Source organism: Pseudomonas arabinosi (assembly GCF_047758675.1).
In the GTDB taxonomy this organism is placed as follows: domain Bacteria; phylum Pseudomonadota; class Gammaproteobacteria; order Pseudomonadales; family Pseudomonadaceae; genus Aquipseudomonas; species Aquipseudomonas arabinosi.
This window is the reverse complement of the sequence record NZ_CP180480.1, coordinates 2,243,393-2,262,590: the sequence shown is the minus strand read 5'-3', so window position 1 is coordinate 2,262,590 and position 19,198 is coordinate 2,243,393. Positions and strand designations below refer to the sequence as shown.

Below are 19,198 nucleotides of genomic sequence, written 5' to 3'. Positions count from 1 at the left end.
CATGCCTGGTATCGCTCTAATTACCTTGCTCCAGCATTGATCGGATGCCTCTACCTGCAACACTGTGTATTGGAGGCAATCTAGACAATGCTGTCTCCTTTGGAAAGAAAAAGCGGATCATTGGAGGTTGAAATGCAATGCGGAGCAGGATCAGATAATTCTGCCGGCCATTCTACAGCTAGTGTCGGGAATTAATAACTGATGCGGAAGGCTGGAGGCAAAAAAACGTTTGAAAACAAACAAGTGTTTCAACTGGTGGCCATCAAAATAACATCAACCACCAGCATCGATCAAATCTCAGCGGATAGGCGCATCCAGAAGTTTTTTCAAGTATTGCCCATAACCCGTCTTTCCAAGTCGCTCCGCCTGAGCTGACAGCTCGGCTGCAGATATCCACCCGCTGTTGTAAGCAATCTCTTCCAGGCAAGCAACTTTAAACCCCTGGCGCTTCTCGATGGTGTGTACAAAGTGGCTAGCCTCAAGCAGCGACTCGTGAGTACCCGTGTCCAACCATGCGAAACCGCGACCAAGGATTTCGACGTTTAGCTCATTCCCTTCAAGATAGGCACGGTTGACATCGGTGATTTCCAGCTCGCCGCGTGCGGACGGCTTGATGCTTTTGGCGATCTCTATGACCTTGTTGTCGTAGAAATACAGGCCCGTCACCACATAGTTGGATTTTGGCTTCTGCGGTTTCTCTTCGATGCTCAGCGCCCGACCGGTAGCGTCGAATTCCACCACACCGAAACGCTCAGGATCAGATACGTGATAGCCGAATACAGTCGCGCCTTCCTCTTGATTGCTCGCGGAACGCAGGTTTTCCGAGAAGCTCTGTCCGTAGAAGATGTTGTCACCCAAGATCAGACAGCAAGGGTCTTTGCCGATAAACTCTTCACCAATGATGAAGGCTTGCGCCAAACCATCCGGGCTAGGTTGTTCGGCGTAGGTAAGCTTGATGCCATACAGGCTTCCATCACCCAGCAATTTCCGAAAACTAGGCAAATCGTCCGGGGTGGAGATGATCAGGATTTCTCGCATGCCCGCGAGCATCAGCACCGACAGCGGATAAAAGATCATCGGCTTGTCGTAGATCGGCAGCATCTGTTTGGACACACCGAGGGTCAACGGATGCAGGCGTGTACCCGAACCACCAGCGAGGATGATGCCTTTACGATTTGCCGTGGTCATTTATTCAGAATCTCCCTAAGCATTCGGGTTACACCACTTTGCCAATCCGGCAAGTGCAGAGAAAAATTGTCACGCAGCTTCTGAGTATTCAAACGCGAATTCAGAGGGCGGCGCGCAGGTGTTGGATAAGCCGTTGTTTCAATCGGATTGATCGCCGTTACGGCGAGCTGCTCGCCGTTGTCTTGGGCGAAACCGATCACATGGCTAGCATAGCCGTGCCACGACACTTCGCCACTGGCCGCCAAGTGATACAAGCCCGACAACTCGGGACGGCGCAGAACTTGCTGAATGGCCAACGCAGTCACGTCGGCAATCAGGTCTGCCCCGGTCGGGGCTCCGATCTGGTCGGCGATGACGCTCAAGGTTTCGCGATCCTTGGCCAGACGCAACATGGTCTTGGCGAAGTTGTTGCCGCGAGCGCCACAGACCCAGCTAGTGCGGAAGATCAGGTGTTTGCATCCCGATGCGGTAATTGCTTGTTCACCGGCCAGTTTACTGGCGCCGTAGTGATTCACCGGCGCGACTGCATCTGACTCTTGCCACGGCGCAGAACCCTGGCCGCTGAAGACGTAGTCAGTCGAGTAGTGAATCAGCCAGGCCCCCAGAGTCGCGGCCTCTTCGGCCATGACCTGGCTTGCCTGACCGTTCACACGGTCGGCCAACTCGGTCTCGGACTCGGCTTTATCGACGGCAGTGTAGGCCGCAGCGTTGACGATGACGTCGGGCTTGACCTGACGGATCGTTGCGCGCAAGGCATCGAGATCGGACAGATCTCCGCACAAGCCATCAACAGCATGACGGTCCAGGGCGATTAACTCACCCAGCGGCGCGAGGGAGCGCTGCAGCTCCCAGCCTACCTGGCCGTTTTTTCCGAGCAGGAGGATTTTCATGCGTTGCTCGAACGATCTGCGTAGTTCTGGTCGATCCACTGCTGGTAGCTACCGCTCTTTACGTGAGCGACCCATTCAGTGTTGTTGAGGTACCACTCGACCGTTTTGCGGATGCCGGTTTCAAAGGTTTCTTCCGGCTTCCAACCCAGTTCACGCTGAATTTTGCTGGCGTCGATCGCGTAGCGCAGATCATGGCCGGGACGATCCTGAACGTAGGTGATCAGGCTGGCATGGGGACGATGAGCAGAATCCGGACGCAGCTCGTCGAGCAGTGCGCACAGGGTATGCACCACTTCGATGTTTTGCTTCTCGTTATGACCACCGATGTTGTACGTCTCGCCGATAACGCCTTCGGTTACGACTTTGTACAGTGCGCGGGCGTGGTCTTCGACATAGAGCCAGTCGCGGATCTGGTTGCCTTTGCCGTAGACCGGCAGCGGCTTGCCTTCCAGTGCATTGAGAATGATCAGCGGGATCAACTTCTCAGGGAAATGGCATGGTCCGTAGTTGTTGGAGCAATTGGTGACCAGGGTCGGCAAGCCGTAAGTTCGGCTCCAGGCACGAACCAGGTGATCGGAACTGGCTTTGCTAGCGGAGTAAGGCGAGCTCGGCTGATACGGCGTGGTTTCGGTGAAGAGGTCTTCCGGACCTTCAAGGTCTCCGTAAACTTCGTCAGTCGAAATATGGTGAAATCGAAAGTTGGCTTTACGCGCACCATCCAGCGCAGCCCAATAGTGGCGTGCAGCTTCCAACAGGGTGTAAGTGCCGATGATGTTGGTCTGGATGAATTCAGACGGGCCAGAGATCGAGCGGTCAACGTGGGACTCTGCGGCCAGGTGCATGATCGCATCCGGTTGGTGTTCACGCAGAACACGGTCAACTTGATCACGATCGCAGATGTCGATGCGCTCGAACACGTAACGCGAGTTCTGGCTAACCTCGGCCAATGACTCAAGGTTACCGGCGTAAGTAAGCTTATCAACGTTAACGACAGAGTCGGTAGTGCTGGAGATGATATGTCGAATGACTGCCGAACCGATAAATCCCGCGCCGCCGGTTACTAGAATTTTCACGCGAAACCATACCTTTGGAGTTACTGACAGGGAGTCAGTGTGAACCGAATCGGCAATACGCCACCACTTCAACAAGCGCAGCATATTACAGCTTCATAAAGATTCCACTAATGGATAGGGTCGAGCATAGGTGCAAATTCGACGTGCGCCACGCCTTTGTCACAATCAGACAAGGCGCTTACGCGAAGCTCTGGACGTACGTCCCAGAAACCAGCCAAGAATCGGCCCGATCACCATCCCAATCAGCAGCGCAACAACCGTGACCAGCGATACCGGTAGTTGCGGCCCCGCCCAACCCAGGAAAAGCAGGGAAACCGATTGCTGATTCTCGAGAACGAACGCCAGGATCGCCAAAGCCAGCAACAGGACGATTACGGCGAGCAGTACGCGCTTGAGGTTACGCATGAGCGATTCCTTGAATAACAGAGGCCGTCAAAGCCCTTCCTCCTCGTCCTCGTTCACACGGTCGCGCAATTCTTTGCCAGGCTTGAAATGCGGCACGAACTTGCCGTCGAGACTGACGGACTGACCGGTTTTTGGATTGCGACCTACGCGCGGTGCGCGGTAGTGCAAGGAGAAGCTGCCAAACCCACGGATTTCGATGCGATCACCGGTGGCCAGACATTGGGACATTTGTTCGAGCATGGTCTTGATGGCCAGCTCCACATCCTTGGATGAGAGCAGCCCTTGATGGGTGACAATTCGTTCGATCAACTCCGACTTCGTCATATTTTTCCCTTCTTTTTCAAGCAGCTAGGAAAAGCGCTTCAAAGGTTTTAGCATGCCCGGAGGAATTTGAACAGCCCGAGTTTTGACATATCTTTACCCACAAAGGGATGTCCGATTTACGATCACTGGAACGCTGATCATGCACTTCCAGATTCATCTGCAGATAACCAGCATGGTGCGCGTCAGATAGCCCGCGGGATTAAAGCCAAAGGGGTACTCATCCTCGTCTTTGGCATCATCGGACCTGGCTACAACTTTGTAGCCCGCCGCCTTGCACTCCTTGTTCGCTCGCTTGCGACACTTCTCCCACCCCGAGCCCAGCCCGGAACAATCGATCTCGATGCCACTGACTCCCCGCACCGCGTGAGTCTTGGCATTTGTGCCACAGCCCGTCAGCGCCAGTACTGCTATCACGACAATGAGCTTGTTCATTCGCTTCCTTATGTCGGACACGTCGCCCGACGGTCGTTCGCTTCAAGCTAAAGACTAGCTGTAAATAAACGATTGATCCGATTAAAGAAAGAGACAACTTGCCGGGACAATTGGTTTCACGGCAAACAATCGCAGCGCCGCGAAACTATCAGAATCACCAAATTTCAGGCACAAAAAAGGGCGACCGAAGTCGCCCTTTTTCTATGGTCTGACAGAACTTAGTTCTGTTTTTCCATTTGTGCACGCAACAGGTCGCCCAGAGTGGTAGGACCAGCAGCGATGCTATCCGAAGGCTTGTCTTTCAAGCTTTGGATTGCTTCTTTCTCTTCAGCATCGTCTTTCGACTTGATGGAGAGCTGGATTACACGGCTCTTGCGGTCAACGCTGATGATCTTGGCTTCTACTTCCTGGCCTTCTTTCAGAACGTTGCGCGCGTCTTCAACGCGGTCACGGCTGATTTCGGAGGCTTTCAGAGTCGCTTCGATATCGTCGGCCAGAGTGATGATGGCGCCTTTAGCGTCAACTTCTTTCACGATGCCTTTAACGATTGCGCCTTTGTCGTTCTCTTGAACGTACTCGGAGAACGGATCGCTTTCCAGTTGCTTGATACCCAGGGAGATGCGCTCGCGCTCTGGGTCAACCGACAGGATAACGGTGTCCAGCTCGTCGCCCTTCTTGAAGCGGCGAACGGCTTCTTCGCCCACTTCGTTCCAGGAGATGTCGGACAGGTGAACCAGACCGTCGATGCCGCCGTCCAGACCAATGAAGATACCGAAATCGGTGATCGACTTGATGGTGCCGGAGATTTTATCGCCCTTGTTGAACTGGCCAGAGAAATCTTCCCATGGGTTAGATTTGCACTGTTTGATGCCGAGGGAGATACGACGACGCTCTTCGTCGATGTCCAGAACCATAACTTCCACTTCGTCGCCGACTTGTACGACTTTCGAAGGGTGGATGTTCTTGTTGGTCCAGTCCATTTCGGAAACGTGTACCAGGCCTTCAACGCCTTCTTCCAGCTCAGCGAAGCAGCCGTAGTCGGTCAGGTTGGTTACACGAGCGGTAACGCGAGTGCTTTCTGGGTAACGGGCTTTGATAGCAACCCATGGATCTTCGCCCAGTTGCTTGAGGCCCAGGGAAACACGATTGCGTTCGCGATCGTACTTCAGAACCTTGACATCGATCTCGTCGCCAACGTTGACGATTTCGGAAGGATGCTTGATACGCTTCCAAGCCATGTCGGTAATGTGCAGCAGGCCATCGACGCCACCCAGATCGACGAATGCGCCGTAATCGGTGAGGTTTTTGACGATACCTTTGACTTGTTGGCCTTCCTGCAGGGATTCCAGCAGAGCTTCACGCTCAGCGGAGTTCTCGGCTTCGAGGACGCTACGACGGGAAACGACAACGTTGTTGCGTTTCTGGTCAAGCTTGATGACCTTGAATTCCAGCTCTTTGCCTTCCAGGTGCGTGGTGTCGCGCACAGGACGGACGTCAACCAGAGAACCTGGCAGGAACGCACGGATGCCGTTAACGTCGACAGTGAAGCCGCCTTTAACCTTACCGTTGATAACGCCCTTGACCACTTCTTCGGCTGCGAAGGCTGCTTCCAGAACAATCCAGCATTCAGCGCGCTTGGCTTTTTCACGGGACAGCTTGGTTTCACCAAAGCCGTCTTCAACCGAGTCCAGAGCAACGTGAACTTCGTCACCGACGTTGATAGTCAGTTCGCCAGCATCGTTGTAGAACTGCTCAAGCGGGATGAGTGCTTCAGACTTCAGGCCAGCGTGAACGGTTACCCAGCGAGCTTGGTAATCGATATCAACGATAACACCGGTGATGATGGAGCCTGCCTGAAGGTTCAGGGTTTTTAGGCTTTCTTCAAAGAGTTCCGCAAAGCTTTCGCTCATTTTAATTCCTGTTGAATAAGGGCGAAGGATACGCCCATCTCCACGTCCCAGACGACGTGGGTTATGTTCATTAGAAGAAACACCGCAAGACTATGACTGGTCCCCTACGGAGTTTCTTGGTCACCCGGCGATATCGCGAATGGCGATCTCGCTCATGATGCGTTCCAGCACCTGATCGATGGATAATTCCGTGGAATCCAGCTGTATGGCGTCAGCCGCCGGCTTGAGCGGGGCTACCGCTCGCTGGGTGTCACGCTCATCGCGGACACGTATCTCATCTAGCAGACTCGACAGACTAACACCATCGACTTTGCCCTTCAACTGCAAGTATCGACGGCGCGCACGCTCCTCGGCACTGGCAGTGAGGAATATCTTCAGCGGTGCATCGGGAAAAACCACCGTGCCCATGTCGCGACCATCGGCCACCAGACCCGGAGCCTCCTGAAACGCCCGCTGGCGCTGGAGCAGCGCGTCGCGCACCGCCGGCAAAGCAGCCACTTGCGATGCCCAGGCGCCAACTTGTTCGTTGCGCAGATCATCAGTGACATCGTCACCTTCAAGAATGATCCGCTGCGGATGACCTTCGGTCGCGCCGACGAATTGCACGTCCAGATGAGCGGCCAGCAGCTTCAGCGACTCTTCATTGGTCAGATCGACGCCATGGTTACGCGCGGCGAATGCCAGCAGACGGTACAGCGCACCGGAATCCAGCAGGCACCAGCCCAGGCGCTTGGCCAGAATCCCGGCAATAGTGCCTTTGCCCGAACCGCTAGGCCCGTCGATGGTGATGACCGGTGGCTTGATAATCACGACTGAGCCTCTTGTGCAACACGGATGCCGACCTGCGCGCACAGCGCAAGGAAGTTCGGGAACGACGTCGCGACGTTGGCGCAATCATGGATGCGGATCGGCGCAGTGGCGCGCAGCGAAGCCACGCTGAAGGCCATGGCAATCCGGTGATCGCCGTGACCGTGCACTTCGCCGCCGCCGATCTGGCCGCCGTCGATGATGATGCCGTCCGGAGTCGGTTCGCATTTGACGCCCAGCGCCAGCAAGCCATCCGCCATGACCTGAATCCGGTCCGACTCTTTAACCCGCAGCTCTTCGGCGCCACGCAGGATGGTGCGCCCTTCGGCACAGGCGGCAGCCACGAACAGCACCGGGAATTCGTCGATGGCCAGCGGAACCAGCGCTTCGGGAATCTCGATACCTTTGAGTTTAGCTGCACGTACGCGCAGGTCCGCAACCGGCTCACCGCCAACTTCACGCTGGTTTTCCAGGGTGATATCAGCGCCCATCAGACGCAGAATATCGATCACACCGGTACGGGTCGGGTTGATGCCGACGTGCTCAAGCACCAGCTCCGAACCTTCGGCGATCGACGCGGCCACCAGGAAGAACGCGGAAGACGAAATGTCGCCCGGCACTTCAATGTGGGTCGCGGTCAGCTTGTGGCCGGACTCGACCGAAGCGGTCGCACCGTTGACGGAAACCGGGTAGCCGAAGCCACGCAGCATGCGCTCGGTGTGGTCGCGGGTTGGCGCCGGCTCGGTGACGGTGGTCTTGCCTTCGGCGTACAAACCCGCCAGCAGCAGGCAGGATTTAACCTGAGCACTGGCCATTGGCATGGTGTATGTCAGGCCTTTGAGCTTGTTGCCGCCGCGAATGATCATCGGCGGACGACCTTCAGCAGCGGTCTCGATCACAGCGCCCATTTCACGCAGCGGATTGGCCACGCGATTCATCGGACGCTTGGACAGCGAAGCATCGCCGGTCAGGGTGCTGTCGAAGTTCTGCGCAGCCAACAGGCCAGACAGCAGACGCATCGAAGTGCCGGAGTTGCCCAGATAGATCGGGCCCGGCGCAGGCTTCAAGCCATGCAGGCCGACGCCGTGGATGGTCACGCGACCGTGGTGCGGACCTTCGATCACGACGCCCATGTCGCGGAAGGCTTGCAAGGTTGCCAGGGCGTCTTCGCCCTCGAGGAAACCTTCCACTTCGGTAACGCCTTCAGCCAGGGAGCCGAGCATGATCGAACGGTGGGAAATCGATTTGTCGCCCGGTACACGAATCCGCCCAGTCAGGCGGCCACCAGGTTGTGCCAGGAAAATCAGGTCGTTGGAATTCATAGCGTCCACATATGCCCGGCGGGCCAGGATTTTACTGAAATGTTCGCGGGCAACCCGGGCGCGAGTGAACACGCCCAACAATTGGTGCCCATCCCCTGCATCGACCGCGTCGCGCAAGGCGTCGAGGTCGCTGCGAAATGTATCGAGTGTGCGCAGGACAGCTTCGCGGTTGGCGAGGAAGATGTCGTGCCACATGACCGGGTCGCTACCCGCAATTCTTGTGAAATCGCGGAAACCGCCGGCAGCGTAACGGAAGATCTCAAGGTTTTCATTGCGCTTGGCCAACGAATCGACCAAACCGAACGCCAACAAGTGCGGCAAGTGGCTGGTCGCCGCCAACACTTCGTCATGACGCTCGACCTGCATATGCTCGACATCGGCGCCCAATTCGCGCCACAACCGATCGACCACTGCCAGGGCTGCCGGATCAGTCTGATCCAGCGGTGTCAGAATCACTTTATGGCGACGGAACAGCTCTGAGTTAGAGGCTTCCACCCCGCTCTGCTCGGAACCGGCGATCGGGTGACCCGGCACGAAACGCGCCGGCATGCCGCCAAACGCCTCGGTTGCCGCCCGCACCACATTGCCTTTAGCGCTACCGACGTCGGTCAGAATCGCTTGCCCCAGGTTCATGCTGGCCAATTGGCCGAGCATTTTTTCCATGGCGAGGATCGGTACGGCCAGTTGAATCACGTCTGCGCCCTGGCATGCAGCGACCAGGTCTTCTTCGCAGCGATCCACCACACCCAATTCAACCGCCAGTTTGCGCGACTGCGGGTCGAGGTCGACCCCGACCACTTCGCGACACAGGCCGCTTTCACGCAAACCCTTGGCAAACGAACCGCCGATCAACCCCAGACCGACCACCACCAGGCGACCGATCATAGGTTCAGCAGATTGCAGTGCAGTGACATCAACCACGAGCCAGAACCTTGGTCAGCGCTTCGAGGAAGCGGCTGTTTTCCGCCGGCAGACCGATGGTGATGCGCAGGTGGTTAGGCATGCCGTAATTGGCCACCGGACGCACGATCACGCCTTCGCGCAACAAACCCTGGAAGACCGGCGCCGCAACACGACCCAGATCGACGCAGATGAAGTTACCCTTCGACGGAATCCAGCTCAACCCCAGCTCGCGGAAACCCGCTTCCAGCTGCTGCATGCCGGATTCGTTCAGGCGACGGCTTTCAGCCAGGTACTCGGCGTCTTGCAGCGCAGCGCATGCAGCGGCCAGGGCCAGGCTGTTGACGTTGAACGGTTGACGCACTCGGTTCAGCACATCCGCCACCACCGCCGTGGACAGGCCATAACCGACCCGCAACGCCGCCAGGCCATAGGCCTTGGAGAACGTGCGCGAAACCAGCAGGTTCGGGTAAGCCGCCAGGAAGTCCAGGCCATCCGGCAAGTCGCTGCCTTCGGCGTATTCGATGTAGGCCTCGTCCAGCACCACCAGCACGTGTTCCGGTACGTCCTGCAGGAATTCGTCCAACGCTTCGGCGCCGAACCAGGTTCCGGTCGGGTTGTTCGGGTTGGCGATGAAGACAACACGGGTATCGGCATCGATCGCGGCCAGCATGGCCGACAGATCATGACCCCAATCTTTGGCCGGGATCACTTTGGCCGTAGCGCCGACGGCTTGGGTGACGATCGGATAGACCGCAAACGCGTGCTCGCTGAACACCGCGTTCAGACCCGGCGCCAGATAGGCACGGGCGACCAGTTCCAGAATGTCGTTGGAACCGTTGCCCAACGTCACCTGATTCAGCTCGACGCGGCACTGATCGGCCAGCAGGGTCTTGAGCACAAAACCGTTGCCGTCCGGATAGCGGGTCAGTTCGGCCAGCGATTCGTGAATGGCTGCCAGAGCCTTGGGACTGGCGCCCAACGGGTTTTCGTTGCTCGCCAGTTTGACGATGCTCGCCGGATCGATGTCCAGCTCGCGCGCCAGTTCGTCCACGGGTTTGCCCGGAACATAAGGCGAAAGTTGTTGCACGCCCGGCTGTGCCAGAGCGAGGAAGTCACCACTCATTTGCTACCGCCCTTAGAGAACTGCTTTCGGGTAGGAACCCAGCACTTTGAGTGCCACTGCTTCCTGACTGATCTTTTCCAGCACACCTTTGACCAGTGGGTCGCGGTGGTGGCCGACGAAGTCGATGAAGAACACGTAGGTCCATTTACCGCTGCGCGACGGACGCGTCTCGATTCGCGTCAGGTCGATGCCGTTGTCGTGGAACGGCACCAGCAACTCGTGAAGAGCGCCGGGCTTGTTGCTCATGGAGACGATGATCGACGTCTTGTCGTCGCCGGTCGGCGGCACTTCCTGGCTGCCGATCATCAGGAATCGCGTGGAGTTGTCCGGGCGATCCTCGATTTTCTCGGCCAGACGGGTCAGCCCGTACAAGCCTGCGGCCATGTCGCCGGCAATCGCCGCCGAGTTCCACTCACCCTTGACCCGCTTGGCCGCTTCGGCATTGCTGGACACCGCCACGCGCTCGACATTCGGGTAATGGGCGTCCAGCCACTTGCGGCACTGTGCCAGGGACTGAGCGTGGGAATAGATGCGGCTGATGCTGTCGGTCTTGGTGTTTTCACCGACCAACAGGTGGTGGTGAATCCGCAACTCGACTTCGCCACAGATCACCATGTCGTGTTCGAGGAAGCTGTCGAGGGTGTGGTTGACCGCGCCCTCGGTGGAGTTTTCCACCGGGACCACGCCAAAGTTCACCGCCCCGGCCGCCACTTCACGGAACACTTCGTCGATCGCTGCCATCGGTTTGCTGATCACGGCGTGGCCGAAGTGCTTCATGGCCGCCGCTTGGGTGAAGGTGCCTTCAGGGCCGAGGTACGCCACTTTCAGCGGCTGCTCGAGGGCCAGGCACGAGGACATGATTTCGCGGAACAAACGCGCCATCTCTTCGTTGCCCAGCGGCCCCTGGTTACGCTCCATCACGCGCTTGAGCACCTGAGCTTCACGCTCAGGACGATAGAACACCGGCACTTCGCCTTCGGCCAGCGAGGCCATCTTTACTCGCGCAACTTCCTGGGCGCAGCGTGCGCGCTCACTGATCAGCTCCAGGACTTTCTCGTCCAGGGCATCAATGCGCAGGCGCAGTGCCTTGAGTTCTTGCTCAGACATTAGCCGTGTCCTTCTCGAACTCTGCCATGTACGAAATCAGTGCGTTGACCGCAACGATGTCGACGGCGTTATAGATGGAGGCACGCATGCCACCCACGGAACGGTGACCCTTGAGGTTCAACAGGCCACGCTCTTCGGCACCGACCAGGAATGGCTTGTCGAGACGGTCGTCAGCCAGACGGAACGGCACGTTCATCCACGAGCGATCCGACTTGTTGATCGGGTTGCTGTACAAGCCACTGGCGTCGATGAAGTCGTACAGCGTGCGCTGTTTCACTTCGTTGAGCTTGCCGATGGCTTCAACACCACCCTGCTCTTTCAGCCACTCGAACACCAGACCCGAGAGGTACCAGGCCAGGGTTGGCGGGGTGTTGTACATCGAGCCGTTGTCGGCCGCGACCTTGTAGTTGAGCATGGTCGGGCACAGGGAACGGGCGTGACCGAGCAGGTCTTCGCGCACGATGTTGACGACGATGCCGCTCGGGCCGATGTTTTTCTGGGCACCGGCGTAGATCATGCCGAAGCGCGAAACATCGATCGGACGCGAGAGAATGTCGGAAGACATGTCGGCGACCAGCGGGACGTCACCGGTTTCCGGAACCCAGTTGAATTCCAGGCCGCCGATGGTTTCGTTCGGCGCGTAATGAACGTAGGCCGCGTCTTTAGACAGGTTCCATTCGTTCTGACCGGGAATAGCGAAATAGTCGTAAGGCTTGGCGGTAGCGGCAACGTTGACGTTTCCGTAGCGCGAAGCTTCTTCGATGGCTTTCTGCGACCAGATACCGGTGTCGATATAGTCGGCGGTGCCGCTTTCCGGCAACAGGTTCAGAGGAATCTGAGCAAATTGCTGGCTAGCGCCACCTTGCAGAAACAGCACTTTATAGTTCGAGGGGATATTCAGCAGATCACGCAGATCCTGCTCGGCCTTGGTGGCGATGGACACGAACTCATCACTGCGATGGCTCATTTCCATGACCGACAGGCCCTTGCCGTGCCAATCAAGGAGTTCACCCTGGGCGCGCTGCAGGACAGCTTCGGGAAGTGCCGCAGGACCGGCACAGAAGTTATAGGCTCTCTTGCTCACATCCAATCTCGCTCTGATTTGGTGGTATCACGCAATAAATCGCATTATCAGCCGACACCGGATTCCTGTTGAAACAGGGATCTGTGGGAGCGAGCCTGCTCGCGATTGCATCACCGCGATACATCAGACGCAACGCGGCGCCTGCATCGCGAGCAGGCTCGCTCCCACAAGGGATCTCCAGTGGTGTCGATATTTCATTACGGACAAACAACAAGGGGGCGAATTCTCATCCGCCCCCTGTCTGTCCGCTTATTCCTGCGGTTCTTCGTCAGCGGCGGCGTCGAGTTGCTGATCTTCGACAACGTCGTCGATTACGACTTCGCCGTCGAACACTGCACCTTCTTCACCGTCGAGCCCTTCGCCTTCCAGCTCTTCGCCTTCGACTTCCGACGGCTCCTGAACCCGCTCCAGACCTACCAGCGTTTCATCGCTGGCCAGTTTGATGAGGGTCACGCCCTGGGTGTTACGACCCAGACTGGAGACTTCGTCGACACGAGTACGAACCAGTGTGCCCTGGTCGGAAATCAGCATGATTTCCTCGCCGTCGAGCACCTGGACTGCACCGACCAGACGGCCGTTACGGTCGTTGCTGACCATGGCGATAACGCCCTGACCGCCACGTTTGTACTCTGGGAACTCGGTGATCGCCGTGCGCTTGCCGTAACCACGGGCCGAAGCGGTCAGGATCTGACTGCCTTCTTCCGGGATCAGCATGGAAATCAGCTTCTGGCCTTCCGGCAGACGCATGCCGCGAACACCGCGAGCAGTACGGCCCATGGCGCGAACGTCGGTTTCCTTGAAGCGAGTCACCTTGCCGCCGTCGGAGAACAGCATGACTTCGCGGCTGCCATCAGTAATGGAAGCAGAAATCAGCACGTCACCTTCGTCCAGCTCCAGCGCGATCAGGCCGACGCTGCGTTGACGGCTGAAGGATTCCAGCGGGGTCTTCTTCACGGTGCCTTTGGCAGTGGCCATGAAGATGAAGTGACCTTCGGTGTACTCGTCGACCGGCAACATGGTGGTGATGTATTCATCACTGTCCAGCGGCAGCAGGTTAACCAGCGGACGACCACGGGCAGCGCGGGAGGCTTCCGGGATTTCGTAGGTTTTCAGCCAGTACACTTTGCCTTTGCTGGAGAACAGCAACAGCGTGGTGTGGCTGTTGGCGACCAGCAGGTGAGCGATGTAGTCCTCATCCTTCACGCCGGTAGCCGATTTGCCTTTACCGCCACGACGCTGAGCCTGGTACGCAGCCAATGGCTGGGTCTTGGCGTAGCCACCGTGGGAAATGGTCACGACGCGCTCTTCTTCCGGGATCATGTCACCCAGGGTCAGGTCGAGACGGGCATCGAGAATCTCGGTGCGGCGCACGTCGCCGTATTCGGCGCGGATCACTTCCAGCTCTTCGCGGATCACTTCCATCAGGCGCGTGGCGCTGCTGAGGATGCGGATCAGTTCGCCGATCTGGTTGAGGATCTCTTGATACTCGGCCAGCAGCTTTTCGTGTTCCAGACCGGTCAGACGGTGCAGACGCAGTTCCAGAATGGCTTGCGCCTGTTCTGGCGACAGGAAGTATTTGCCTTCGCGCAGACCGTATTGCGGGTCCAGGGTCTCTGGACGGCACGAGTCGGCACCGGCACGCTCAACCATCGCGACCACGGCGGAAGATTCCCACGCAGTCTTGATCAGCGCTTCCTTGGCTTCCGACGGAGTCGGCGAAGCCTTGATCAGGGCGATGACCGGGTCGATGTTCGACAGGGCAACCGCTTGACCTTCCAGGATGTGGCCACGTTCGCGGGCTTTACGCAGCTCGAACACGGTACGGCGGGTAACGACTTCGCGACGGTGACGAACGAAGGCTTCCAGCAGGTCCTTGAGGTTCAGGATCCGCGGACGGCCGTCGATCAGCGCGACGATGTTGATACCGAACACCGCTTGCAGCTGGGTCTGGGCGTAGAGGTTGTTGAGGATCACCTCAGGCACTTCGCCGCGACGCAGTTCGATCACGACGCGCATACCGTCCTTGTCGGACTCGTCGCGCAGTTCGGTGATGCCTTCGAGCTTCTTCTCTTTTACCAGCTCGGCGATCTTCTCGATCAGACGGGCCTTGTTCAGCTGGTAAGGGAGTTCGGTGATGACGATCTGCTGACGACCACCGACCTTGTCGATGTCTTCGATCATCGAGCGGGCGCGCATGTAAATGCGGCCGCGACCGGTGCGGTAGGCTTCGATGATGCCGGCGCGACCGTTGATGATCGCAGCGGTCGGGAAGTCCGGACCGGGGATGTATTGCATCAGCTCATCGATGGTCAACTCAGGGTTGTCGATGAGTGCCAGGCAACCGTCGATGACTTCACCGAGGTTGTGCGGCGGGATGTTGGTCGCCATGCCCACGGCGATACCGCTGGAGCCGTTGACCAACAGGTTGGGAATACGGGTCGGCATGACCGCCGGGATCATTTCGGTGCCGTCGTAGTTCGGCACCCAGTCCACGGTTTCTTTGTGCAGGTCAGCCAGCAGCTCGTGCGCCAGCTTGGTCATGCGCACTTCGGTGTATCGCATGGCGGCGGCGTTGTCGCCGTCCACGGAACCGAAGTTGCCCTGACCGTCTACCAGCAGGTAGCGCAGCGAGAATGGCTGCGCCATCCGAACGATGGTGTCGTACACCGCGGTATCACCGTGAGGGTGATACTTACCGATCACGTCACCGACAACACGGGCAGATTTCTTGTACGGCTTGTTGAAGTCGTTGCCCAGCTCGCTCATCGCGAACAGCACACGCCGGTGCACGGGCTTCAAGCCATCGCGCGCATCCGGCAGTGCCCGCCCGACAATTACGCTCATCGCGTAGTCGAGGTAGGACTGCTTCAGCTCGTCTTCGATATTGACCGGGAGGATTTCTTTGGCCAGTTCGCCCATGAGAAGCCTGATTCCTTTTTCTGGTGAAACTTCGTCACATCCATATGGGACGAACGAAGCTCGCCGCTGCAGGCTGAGTGCCATGCACCGACTTACGACAAATCAACGAGTTATGCCATGGATCTGCGCAGTAAAGGCAGCCACATCGAGCTACCTTGGAAACCGCCGGATGTTATCACAAGAGCCGCCACGCACCTATCCCCCTGATGCGCATGGAGCATAGTTAGTTGACCGGTGACAGGCTTGAAGGGGACGAGAGAGGCTTAGAGGCTTTTTGATTGAAGAATTTCGAAGTGAATAGGGTTGTTTAGTGGCTGCGAGGGCCTCTTCGGGAGCAAGCCCGCTCCCACACTCGACCGTGTCTAAATGGAGATCTCGGTCAAATGTGGGAGCGGGCTTGCTCGCGAAGACGATTTATCAGGCGCCAGATATCTTTAATGAAGCCGCTTGCGGCACATCAACTGCGCCATTTTCGCGGTGTCCGGGCGCTCGACGATGCCTTTTTCGGTGACGATCGCATCGATCAAGTCAGCCGGGGTCACATCGAACACCGGGTTGAACGCATCGACATCCGCCCCGACCCGCTTGCCGCCGACTTCCAGCAACTCGCGACCATCACGCTCTTCAATCGGGATGTCATCGCCGCTGGCCAGGTTCATGTCGATGGTCGAACTCGGCGCCACTACCATGAAGCGCACGCCGTGGTGCATGGCGTTCACCGCCAGCTGATAGGTGCCGATCTTGTTGGCCACGTCGCCATTGGCGGTGATCCGGTCAGCGCCGACGATTACCCAGGTAATGCCTTTGGTTTTCATGATGTGGGCAGCGGCGGCGTCGGCATTGACGGTCACGGGAATGCCCTCGTTGGCCAATTCCCATGCGGTCAAGCGTGAACCTTGCAGCCATGGACGGGTTTCGTCGGCATAGACGCGCTCGACCATGCCTTCAATGAAAGCGCCACGAATGACGCCGAGCGCCGTGCCAAAGCCGCCGGTGGCCAGTGCGCCGGTGTTGCAGTGGGTCAGAATCGCCTGGGCGTTGCCCTGGTGCTTGCGGATCAGGTCCACACCCAGTTGCGCCATGGTCAGGTTGGCTTCGCGATCACTCTCGTGAATGGCGATAGCCTCCGCCTCCAGCACCGCCAACGGATCGGCGTGATGCTTCAGACGCTCAAGCCGGTCGCGCATGCGGCCCAGGGCCCAGAACAGGTTGACTGCGGTCGGACGAGAATCGGCCAGCAGCGCGAAATCCTCTTCCAGCGCCGCCTGCCAGTCACCGCCCTCGGCAAACCGCGCGCGGGCCGCCAGCACAACAGCATAGGCGGCACTGATGCCAATCGCCGGCGCGCCGCGCACCACCATCGAACGAATGGCCTCGGCCACGCCAGCAGCGCTGGTGTAGGCGATCCAGGTTTCCTCGAACGGCAAAATACGCTGATCCAGCAGGTAAAGGGCGCCATCACGCCAATCGATGGCCTTCACCTTCTCCGCAGCCAACAGTCGATCGCGCATCCGTCACCCCGTACTCATGAACAAAAGCCGTCGATTATAGCGATCCCCCTGCGAAGACGCTCGGGTATACTTCGCCATCCTTTACAAAAGCTCTGGAACCGACTTTCGATGCCGAACACTGCCGCTGCGCTCGACTTGCTATTGCTGCCGACCTGGCTGGTACCCGTCGAACCCGCTGGCGTTGTCCTCAAAGAGCACGCCCTGGGCATCCGCGACGGACGCATCGTATTCATCGGCCCGCGCTCGGCTGCGCTGAAGCTTAACGCAACCGAAGTCCGCGAACTGCCGGACATGTTGCTCTGCCCCGGCTTGATCAATGCGCACGGGCATGCGGCGATGACGCTGTTCCGTGGCCTGGCCGATGATCTGCCCCTGATGACCTGGCTGGAAGACCACATCTGGCCGGCCGAAGCCAAGTGGGTCGATGAAGCGTTCGTCCGTGACGGCACTGACTTGGCGATCGCCGAGCAGATCAAAGGTGGCATCACCTGCTTCTCTGACATGTATTTCTTCCCGAAGGTTGCCAGCGAGCGCGTCCATAACAGCGGCATTCGTGCGCAAATCGTGATTCCGATCCTCGATTTCCCGATCCCGGGCGCCAGCACGGCGGACGACGCCATTCGTCAGGGCGTCGAATTATTTAGCGATCTCAAGCACCACGAGCGCATCAAAGTCACCTTCGGCCCCCACGCACCCTACACCGTGGGCGACGAGAGCCTGGAGAAAATCCGGGTGATCACCGAAGAACTGGACGCCTCGATCCACATGCACGTGCATGAAACTGCTTATGAAGTGCAGCAGTCCGTCGAGCAGCGCGGTGAACGCCCGTTGGCGCGCCTCGGTCGCCTGGGTTTGTTGGGGCCGCGCTTCCAGGCCGTCCACATGACTCAGATCAGCGACGAAGACCTGGTGTTGCTGGTAGAAAGCAACACCAACGTGATTCATTGCCCGGAATCCAACCTGAAGCTGGCCAGCGGGTTCTGCCCGGTGGAGCGCTTGTGGCAGGCCGGCGTCAATGTGGCGATCGGCACCGATGGTGCGGCCAGCAACAATGACTTGGACTTGCTCGGCGAAACCCGCACCGCCGCCTTGTTGGCCAAAGCCGTCGCAGGCTCGGCCACCGCGCTGGATGCCCATCGCGCCCTGCGCATGGCCACGCTCAATGGCGCCCGTGCGCTGGGTATTGAATCCGAAGTGGGGTCGCTGGAAGTCGGCAAAGCCGCGGACATCGTCGCGTTCGACCTCTCCGGCCTGGCGCAGCAACCGGTCTACGACCCGGTTTCGCAGCTTATATATGCCACCGGCCGTGATTGCGTGAAACACCTTTGGGTCGCCGGCAAGCAACTGCTCGACGACCGTCGCTTGACTCGCCTGGATGAAGAACAGCTCTGCGCCACCGCCAAGGCCTGGGGCCTCCGCATCAGCGGCCATACCGAATCGTAAGCCCCCCCCGGACAACCACCGGGGCAACAGAATTTTTCAAGTTTTAGAGGACTTAACCATGAGCAACGTCGACTACGCCGAAATCGCCAAATTCGAAGCCCTGGCCCATCGCTGGTGGGACCGCGAAAGCGAGTTCAAACCGCTGCACGACATCAACCCGCTGCGGGTCAACTGGATTGACGAACGAGTAAACCTGGCCGGCAAGAAAGTCCTCGACGTCGGTTGCGGCGGCGGCATTCTCAGCGAAGCCATGGCCCAGCGCGGCGCTACCGTCATGGGCATCGACATGGGCGAAGCGCCGCTGGCGGTCGCGCAACTGCATCAACTGGAGTCCGGCGTGACTGTCGAATACCGGCAGATCACCGCCGAAGCGCTGGCAGAAGAAATGCCCGAGCAGTTCGACGTGGTCACGTGCCTGGAAATGCTCGAGCACGTGCCGGACCCGTCCTCGGTGATCCGCGCCTGCTTCCGTATGGTCAAGCCCGGCGGCCAGGTGTTCTTCTCCACCATCAACCGCAACCCGAAGGCGTACCTGTTCGCCATCGTCGGCGCGGAATACATCATGAAGCTGCTGCCGCGCGGCACCCACGACTTCAAGAAATTCATCCGCCCGTCCGAGCTGGGCGCCTGGAGCCGCATGGCTGGCCTGACCGTCAACGACATCATCGGCCTGACCTACAACCCGCTGACCAAGCACTACAAACTGGCCTCCGACGTGGACGTCAACTACATGATCCAGACCCTGCGCGAGGAGTAA

16 protein-coding genes are annotated in these 19,198 nt (G+C 58.4%); 2 read left to right on the top strand and 14 right to left on the bottom strand.

Translation table 11 applies throughout. The features are described 5' to 3' along the window. Positions 1-297: 297 nt before the first annotated feature. The 14 genes from rfbA to mtnA all read right to left on the bottom strand — a co-directional run bounded on the left by rfbA (position 298) and on the right by mtnA (position 16,998). On the bottom strand, positions 298-1,188 hold the full coding sequence (gene rfbA / locus ACMXYJ_RS10570) for a glucose-1-phosphate thymidylyltransferase RfbA (RefSeq protein ID WP_415759753.1): 891 nt from the start codon (positions 1,186-1,188) through the stop codon (positions 298-300). After that, complete coding sequence (gene rfbD, locus ACMXYJ_RS10565) at positions 1,185-2,078, bottom strand: dTDP-4-dehydrorhamnose reductase (protein ID WP_415759752.1); 894 nt, start codon at positions 2,076-2,078, stop codon at positions 1,185-1,187. The genes rfbA and rfbD overlap by 4 nt, the downstream gene beginning before the upstream one ends. Then, positions 2,075-3,151, bottom strand: a complete 1,077-nt coding sequence (gene rfbB, locus ACMXYJ_RS10560) for a dTDP-glucose 4,6-dehydratase (RefSeq protein ID WP_415759751.1) — start codon at positions 3,149-3,151, stop codon at positions 2,075-2,077. The genes rfbD and rfbB overlap by 4 nt, the downstream gene beginning before the upstream one ends. Positions 3,152-3,316: 165 nt before the next feature. After that, a complete protein-coding gene (locus tag ACMXYJ_RS10555; RefSeq protein WP_415759750.1) occupies positions 3,317-3,556 on the bottom strand; it encodes a LapA family protein in 240 nt (79 codons plus the stop codon). Between the two features lie 27 nt (positions 3,557-3,583). Next, complete coding sequence (gene ihfB / locus ACMXYJ_RS10550; RefSeq protein ID WP_003369729.1) at positions 3,584-3,880, bottom strand: integration host factor subunit beta; 297 nt, start codon at positions 3,878-3,880, stop codon at positions 3,584-3,586. A gap of 153 nt (positions 3,881-4,033) precedes the next feature. Next, positions 4,034-4,312, bottom strand: coding sequence for a hypothetical protein (locus ACMXYJ_RS10545; protein WP_415759749.1), 279 nt, complete (start codon positions 4,310-4,312; stop codon positions 4,034-4,036). A gap of 218 nt (positions 4,313-4,530) precedes the next feature. Next, complete coding sequence (gene rpsA, locus ACMXYJ_RS10540) at positions 4,531-6,222, bottom strand: 30S ribosomal protein S1 (protein WP_008148721.1); 1,692 nt, start codon at positions 6,220-6,222, stop codon at positions 4,531-4,533. A gap of 120 nt (positions 6,223-6,342) precedes the next feature. Beyond that, positions 6,343-7,032: a (d)CMP kinase gene (cmk, locus tag ACMXYJ_RS10535; RefSeq protein WP_008148720.1), complete on the bottom strand. Its 690-nt coding sequence runs from the start codon at positions 7,030-7,032 to the stop codon at positions 6,343-6,345. Continuing rightward, a complete protein-coding gene (locus tag ACMXYJ_RS10530; protein ID WP_415760704.1) occupies positions 7,029-9,236 on the bottom strand; it encodes a bifunctional prephenate dehydrogenase/3-phosphoshikimate 1-carboxyvinyltransferase in 2,208 nt (735 codons plus the stop codon). Before ACMXYJ_RS10530 ends, cmk begins: the two co-directional genes overlap by 4 nt. Positions 9,237-9,264: 28 nt before the next feature. After that, complete coding sequence (hisC, locus tag ACMXYJ_RS10525; RefSeq protein ID WP_415759748.1) at positions 9,265-10,377, bottom strand: histidinol-phosphate transaminase; 1,113 nt, start codon at positions 10,375-10,377, stop codon at positions 9,265-9,267. A 12-nt stretch (positions 10,378-10,389) separates the two neighbouring features. Next, on the bottom strand, positions 10,390-11,484 hold the full coding sequence (gene pheA, locus ACMXYJ_RS10520) for a prephenate dehydratase (RefSeq protein ID WP_007899727.1): 1,095 nt from the start codon (positions 11,482-11,484) through the stop codon (positions 10,390-10,392). After that, positions 11,477-12,568 (bottom strand): 3-phosphoserine/phosphohydroxythreonine transaminase, encoded by a 1,092-nt coding sequence (gene serC / locus ACMXYJ_RS10515; RefSeq protein WP_415759747.1) that lies wholly within the window; start codon positions 12,566-12,568, stop codon positions 11,477-11,479. Before serC ends, pheA begins: the two co-directional genes overlap by 8 nt. Before the next feature lie 249 nt (positions 12,569-12,817). Beyond that, positions 12,818-15,487 carry a DNA gyrase subunit A gene (gyrA, locus tag ACMXYJ_RS10510; protein ID WP_415759746.1) on the bottom strand — a complete coding sequence of 890 codons (2,670 nt, stop codon included), beginning with the start codon at positions 15,485-15,487 and terminating at the stop codon, positions 12,818-12,820. A 434-nt stretch (positions 15,488-15,921) separates the two neighbouring features. After that, complete coding sequence (mtnA, locus tag ACMXYJ_RS10505) at positions 15,922-16,998, bottom strand: S-methyl-5-thioribose-1-phosphate isomerase (protein WP_415759745.1); 1,077 nt, start codon at positions 16,996-16,998, stop codon at positions 15,922-15,924. Positions 16,999-17,106: 108 nt separating this feature from the next. Here mtnA and ACMXYJ_RS10500 point away from each other — a divergent pair, with 108 nt between their 5' ends. Together ACMXYJ_RS10500 and ubiG are read left to right on the top strand one after the other, a co-directional pair. Next, a complete protein-coding gene (locus ACMXYJ_RS10500) occupies positions 17,107-18,441 on the top strand; it encodes a TRZ/ATZ family hydrolase (RefSeq protein ID WP_415759744.1) in 1,335 nt (444 codons plus the stop codon). Between the two features lie 58 nt (positions 18,442-18,499). Continuing rightward, on the top strand, positions 18,500-19,198 hold the full coding sequence (ubiG, locus tag ACMXYJ_RS10495; protein ID WP_415759743.1) for a bifunctional 2-polyprenyl-6-hydroxyphenol methylase/3-demethylubiquinol 3-O-methyltransferase UbiG: 699 nt from the start codon (positions 18,500-18,502) through the stop codon (positions 19,196-19,198).

Excerpts from the sequence above, each read along its gene's own strand:
- ACMXYJ_RS10530 (WP_415760704.1), bottom strand. The coding sequence starts at position 9,236 with ATGATCGGTCGCCTGGTGGTGGTCGGTCTGGGGTTGATCGGCGGTTCG.
- rfbD (WP_415759752.1), bottom strand. The coding sequence starts at position 2,078 with ATGAAAATCCTCCTGCTCGGAAAAAACGGCCAGGTAGGCTGGGAGCTG.
- rpsA (WP_008148721.1), bottom strand. The coding sequence starts at position 6,222 with ATGAGCGAAAGCTTTGCGGAACTCTTTGAAGAAAGCCTAAAAACCCTG.
- ihfB (WP_003369729.1), bottom strand. The coding sequence starts at position 3,880 with ATGACGAAGTCGGAGTTGATCGAACGAATTGTCACCCATCAAGGGCTG.
- gyrA (WP_415759746.1), bottom strand. The coding sequence starts at position 15,487 with ATGGGCGAACTGGCCAAAGAAATCCTCCCGGTCAATATCGAAGACGAG.
- ubiG (WP_415759743.1), top strand. The coding sequence starts at position 18,500 with ATGAGCAACGTCGACTACGCCGAAATCGCCAAATTCGAAGCCCTGGCC.
- pheA (WP_007899727.1), bottom strand. The coding sequence starts at position 11,484 with ATGTCTGAGCAAGAACTCAAGGCACTGCGCCTGCGCATTGATGCCCTG.
- ACMXYJ_RS10500 (WP_415759744.1), top strand. The coding sequence starts at position 17,107 with ATGCCGAACACTGCCGCTGCGCTCGACTTGCTATTGCTGCCGACCTGG.
- ACMXYJ_RS10545 (WP_415759749.1), bottom strand. The coding sequence starts at position 4,312 with ATGAACAAGCTCATTGTCGTGATAGCAGTACTGGCGCTGACGGGCTGT.
- ACMXYJ_RS10555 (WP_415759750.1), bottom strand. The coding sequence starts at position 3,556 with ATGCGTAACCTCAAGCGCGTACTGCTCGCCGTAATCGTCCTGTTGCTG.
- rfbA (WP_415759753.1), bottom strand. The coding sequence starts at position 1,188 with ATGACCACGGCAAATCGTAAAGGCATCATCCTCGCTGGTGGTTCGGGT.
- hisC (WP_415759748.1), bottom strand. The coding sequence starts at position 10,377 with ATGAGTGGTGACTTCCTCGCTCTGGCACAGCCGGGCGTGCAACAACTT.
- mtnA (WP_415759745.1), bottom strand. The coding sequence starts at position 16,998 with ATGCGCGATCGACTGTTGGCTGCGGAGAAGGTGAAGGCCATCGATTGG.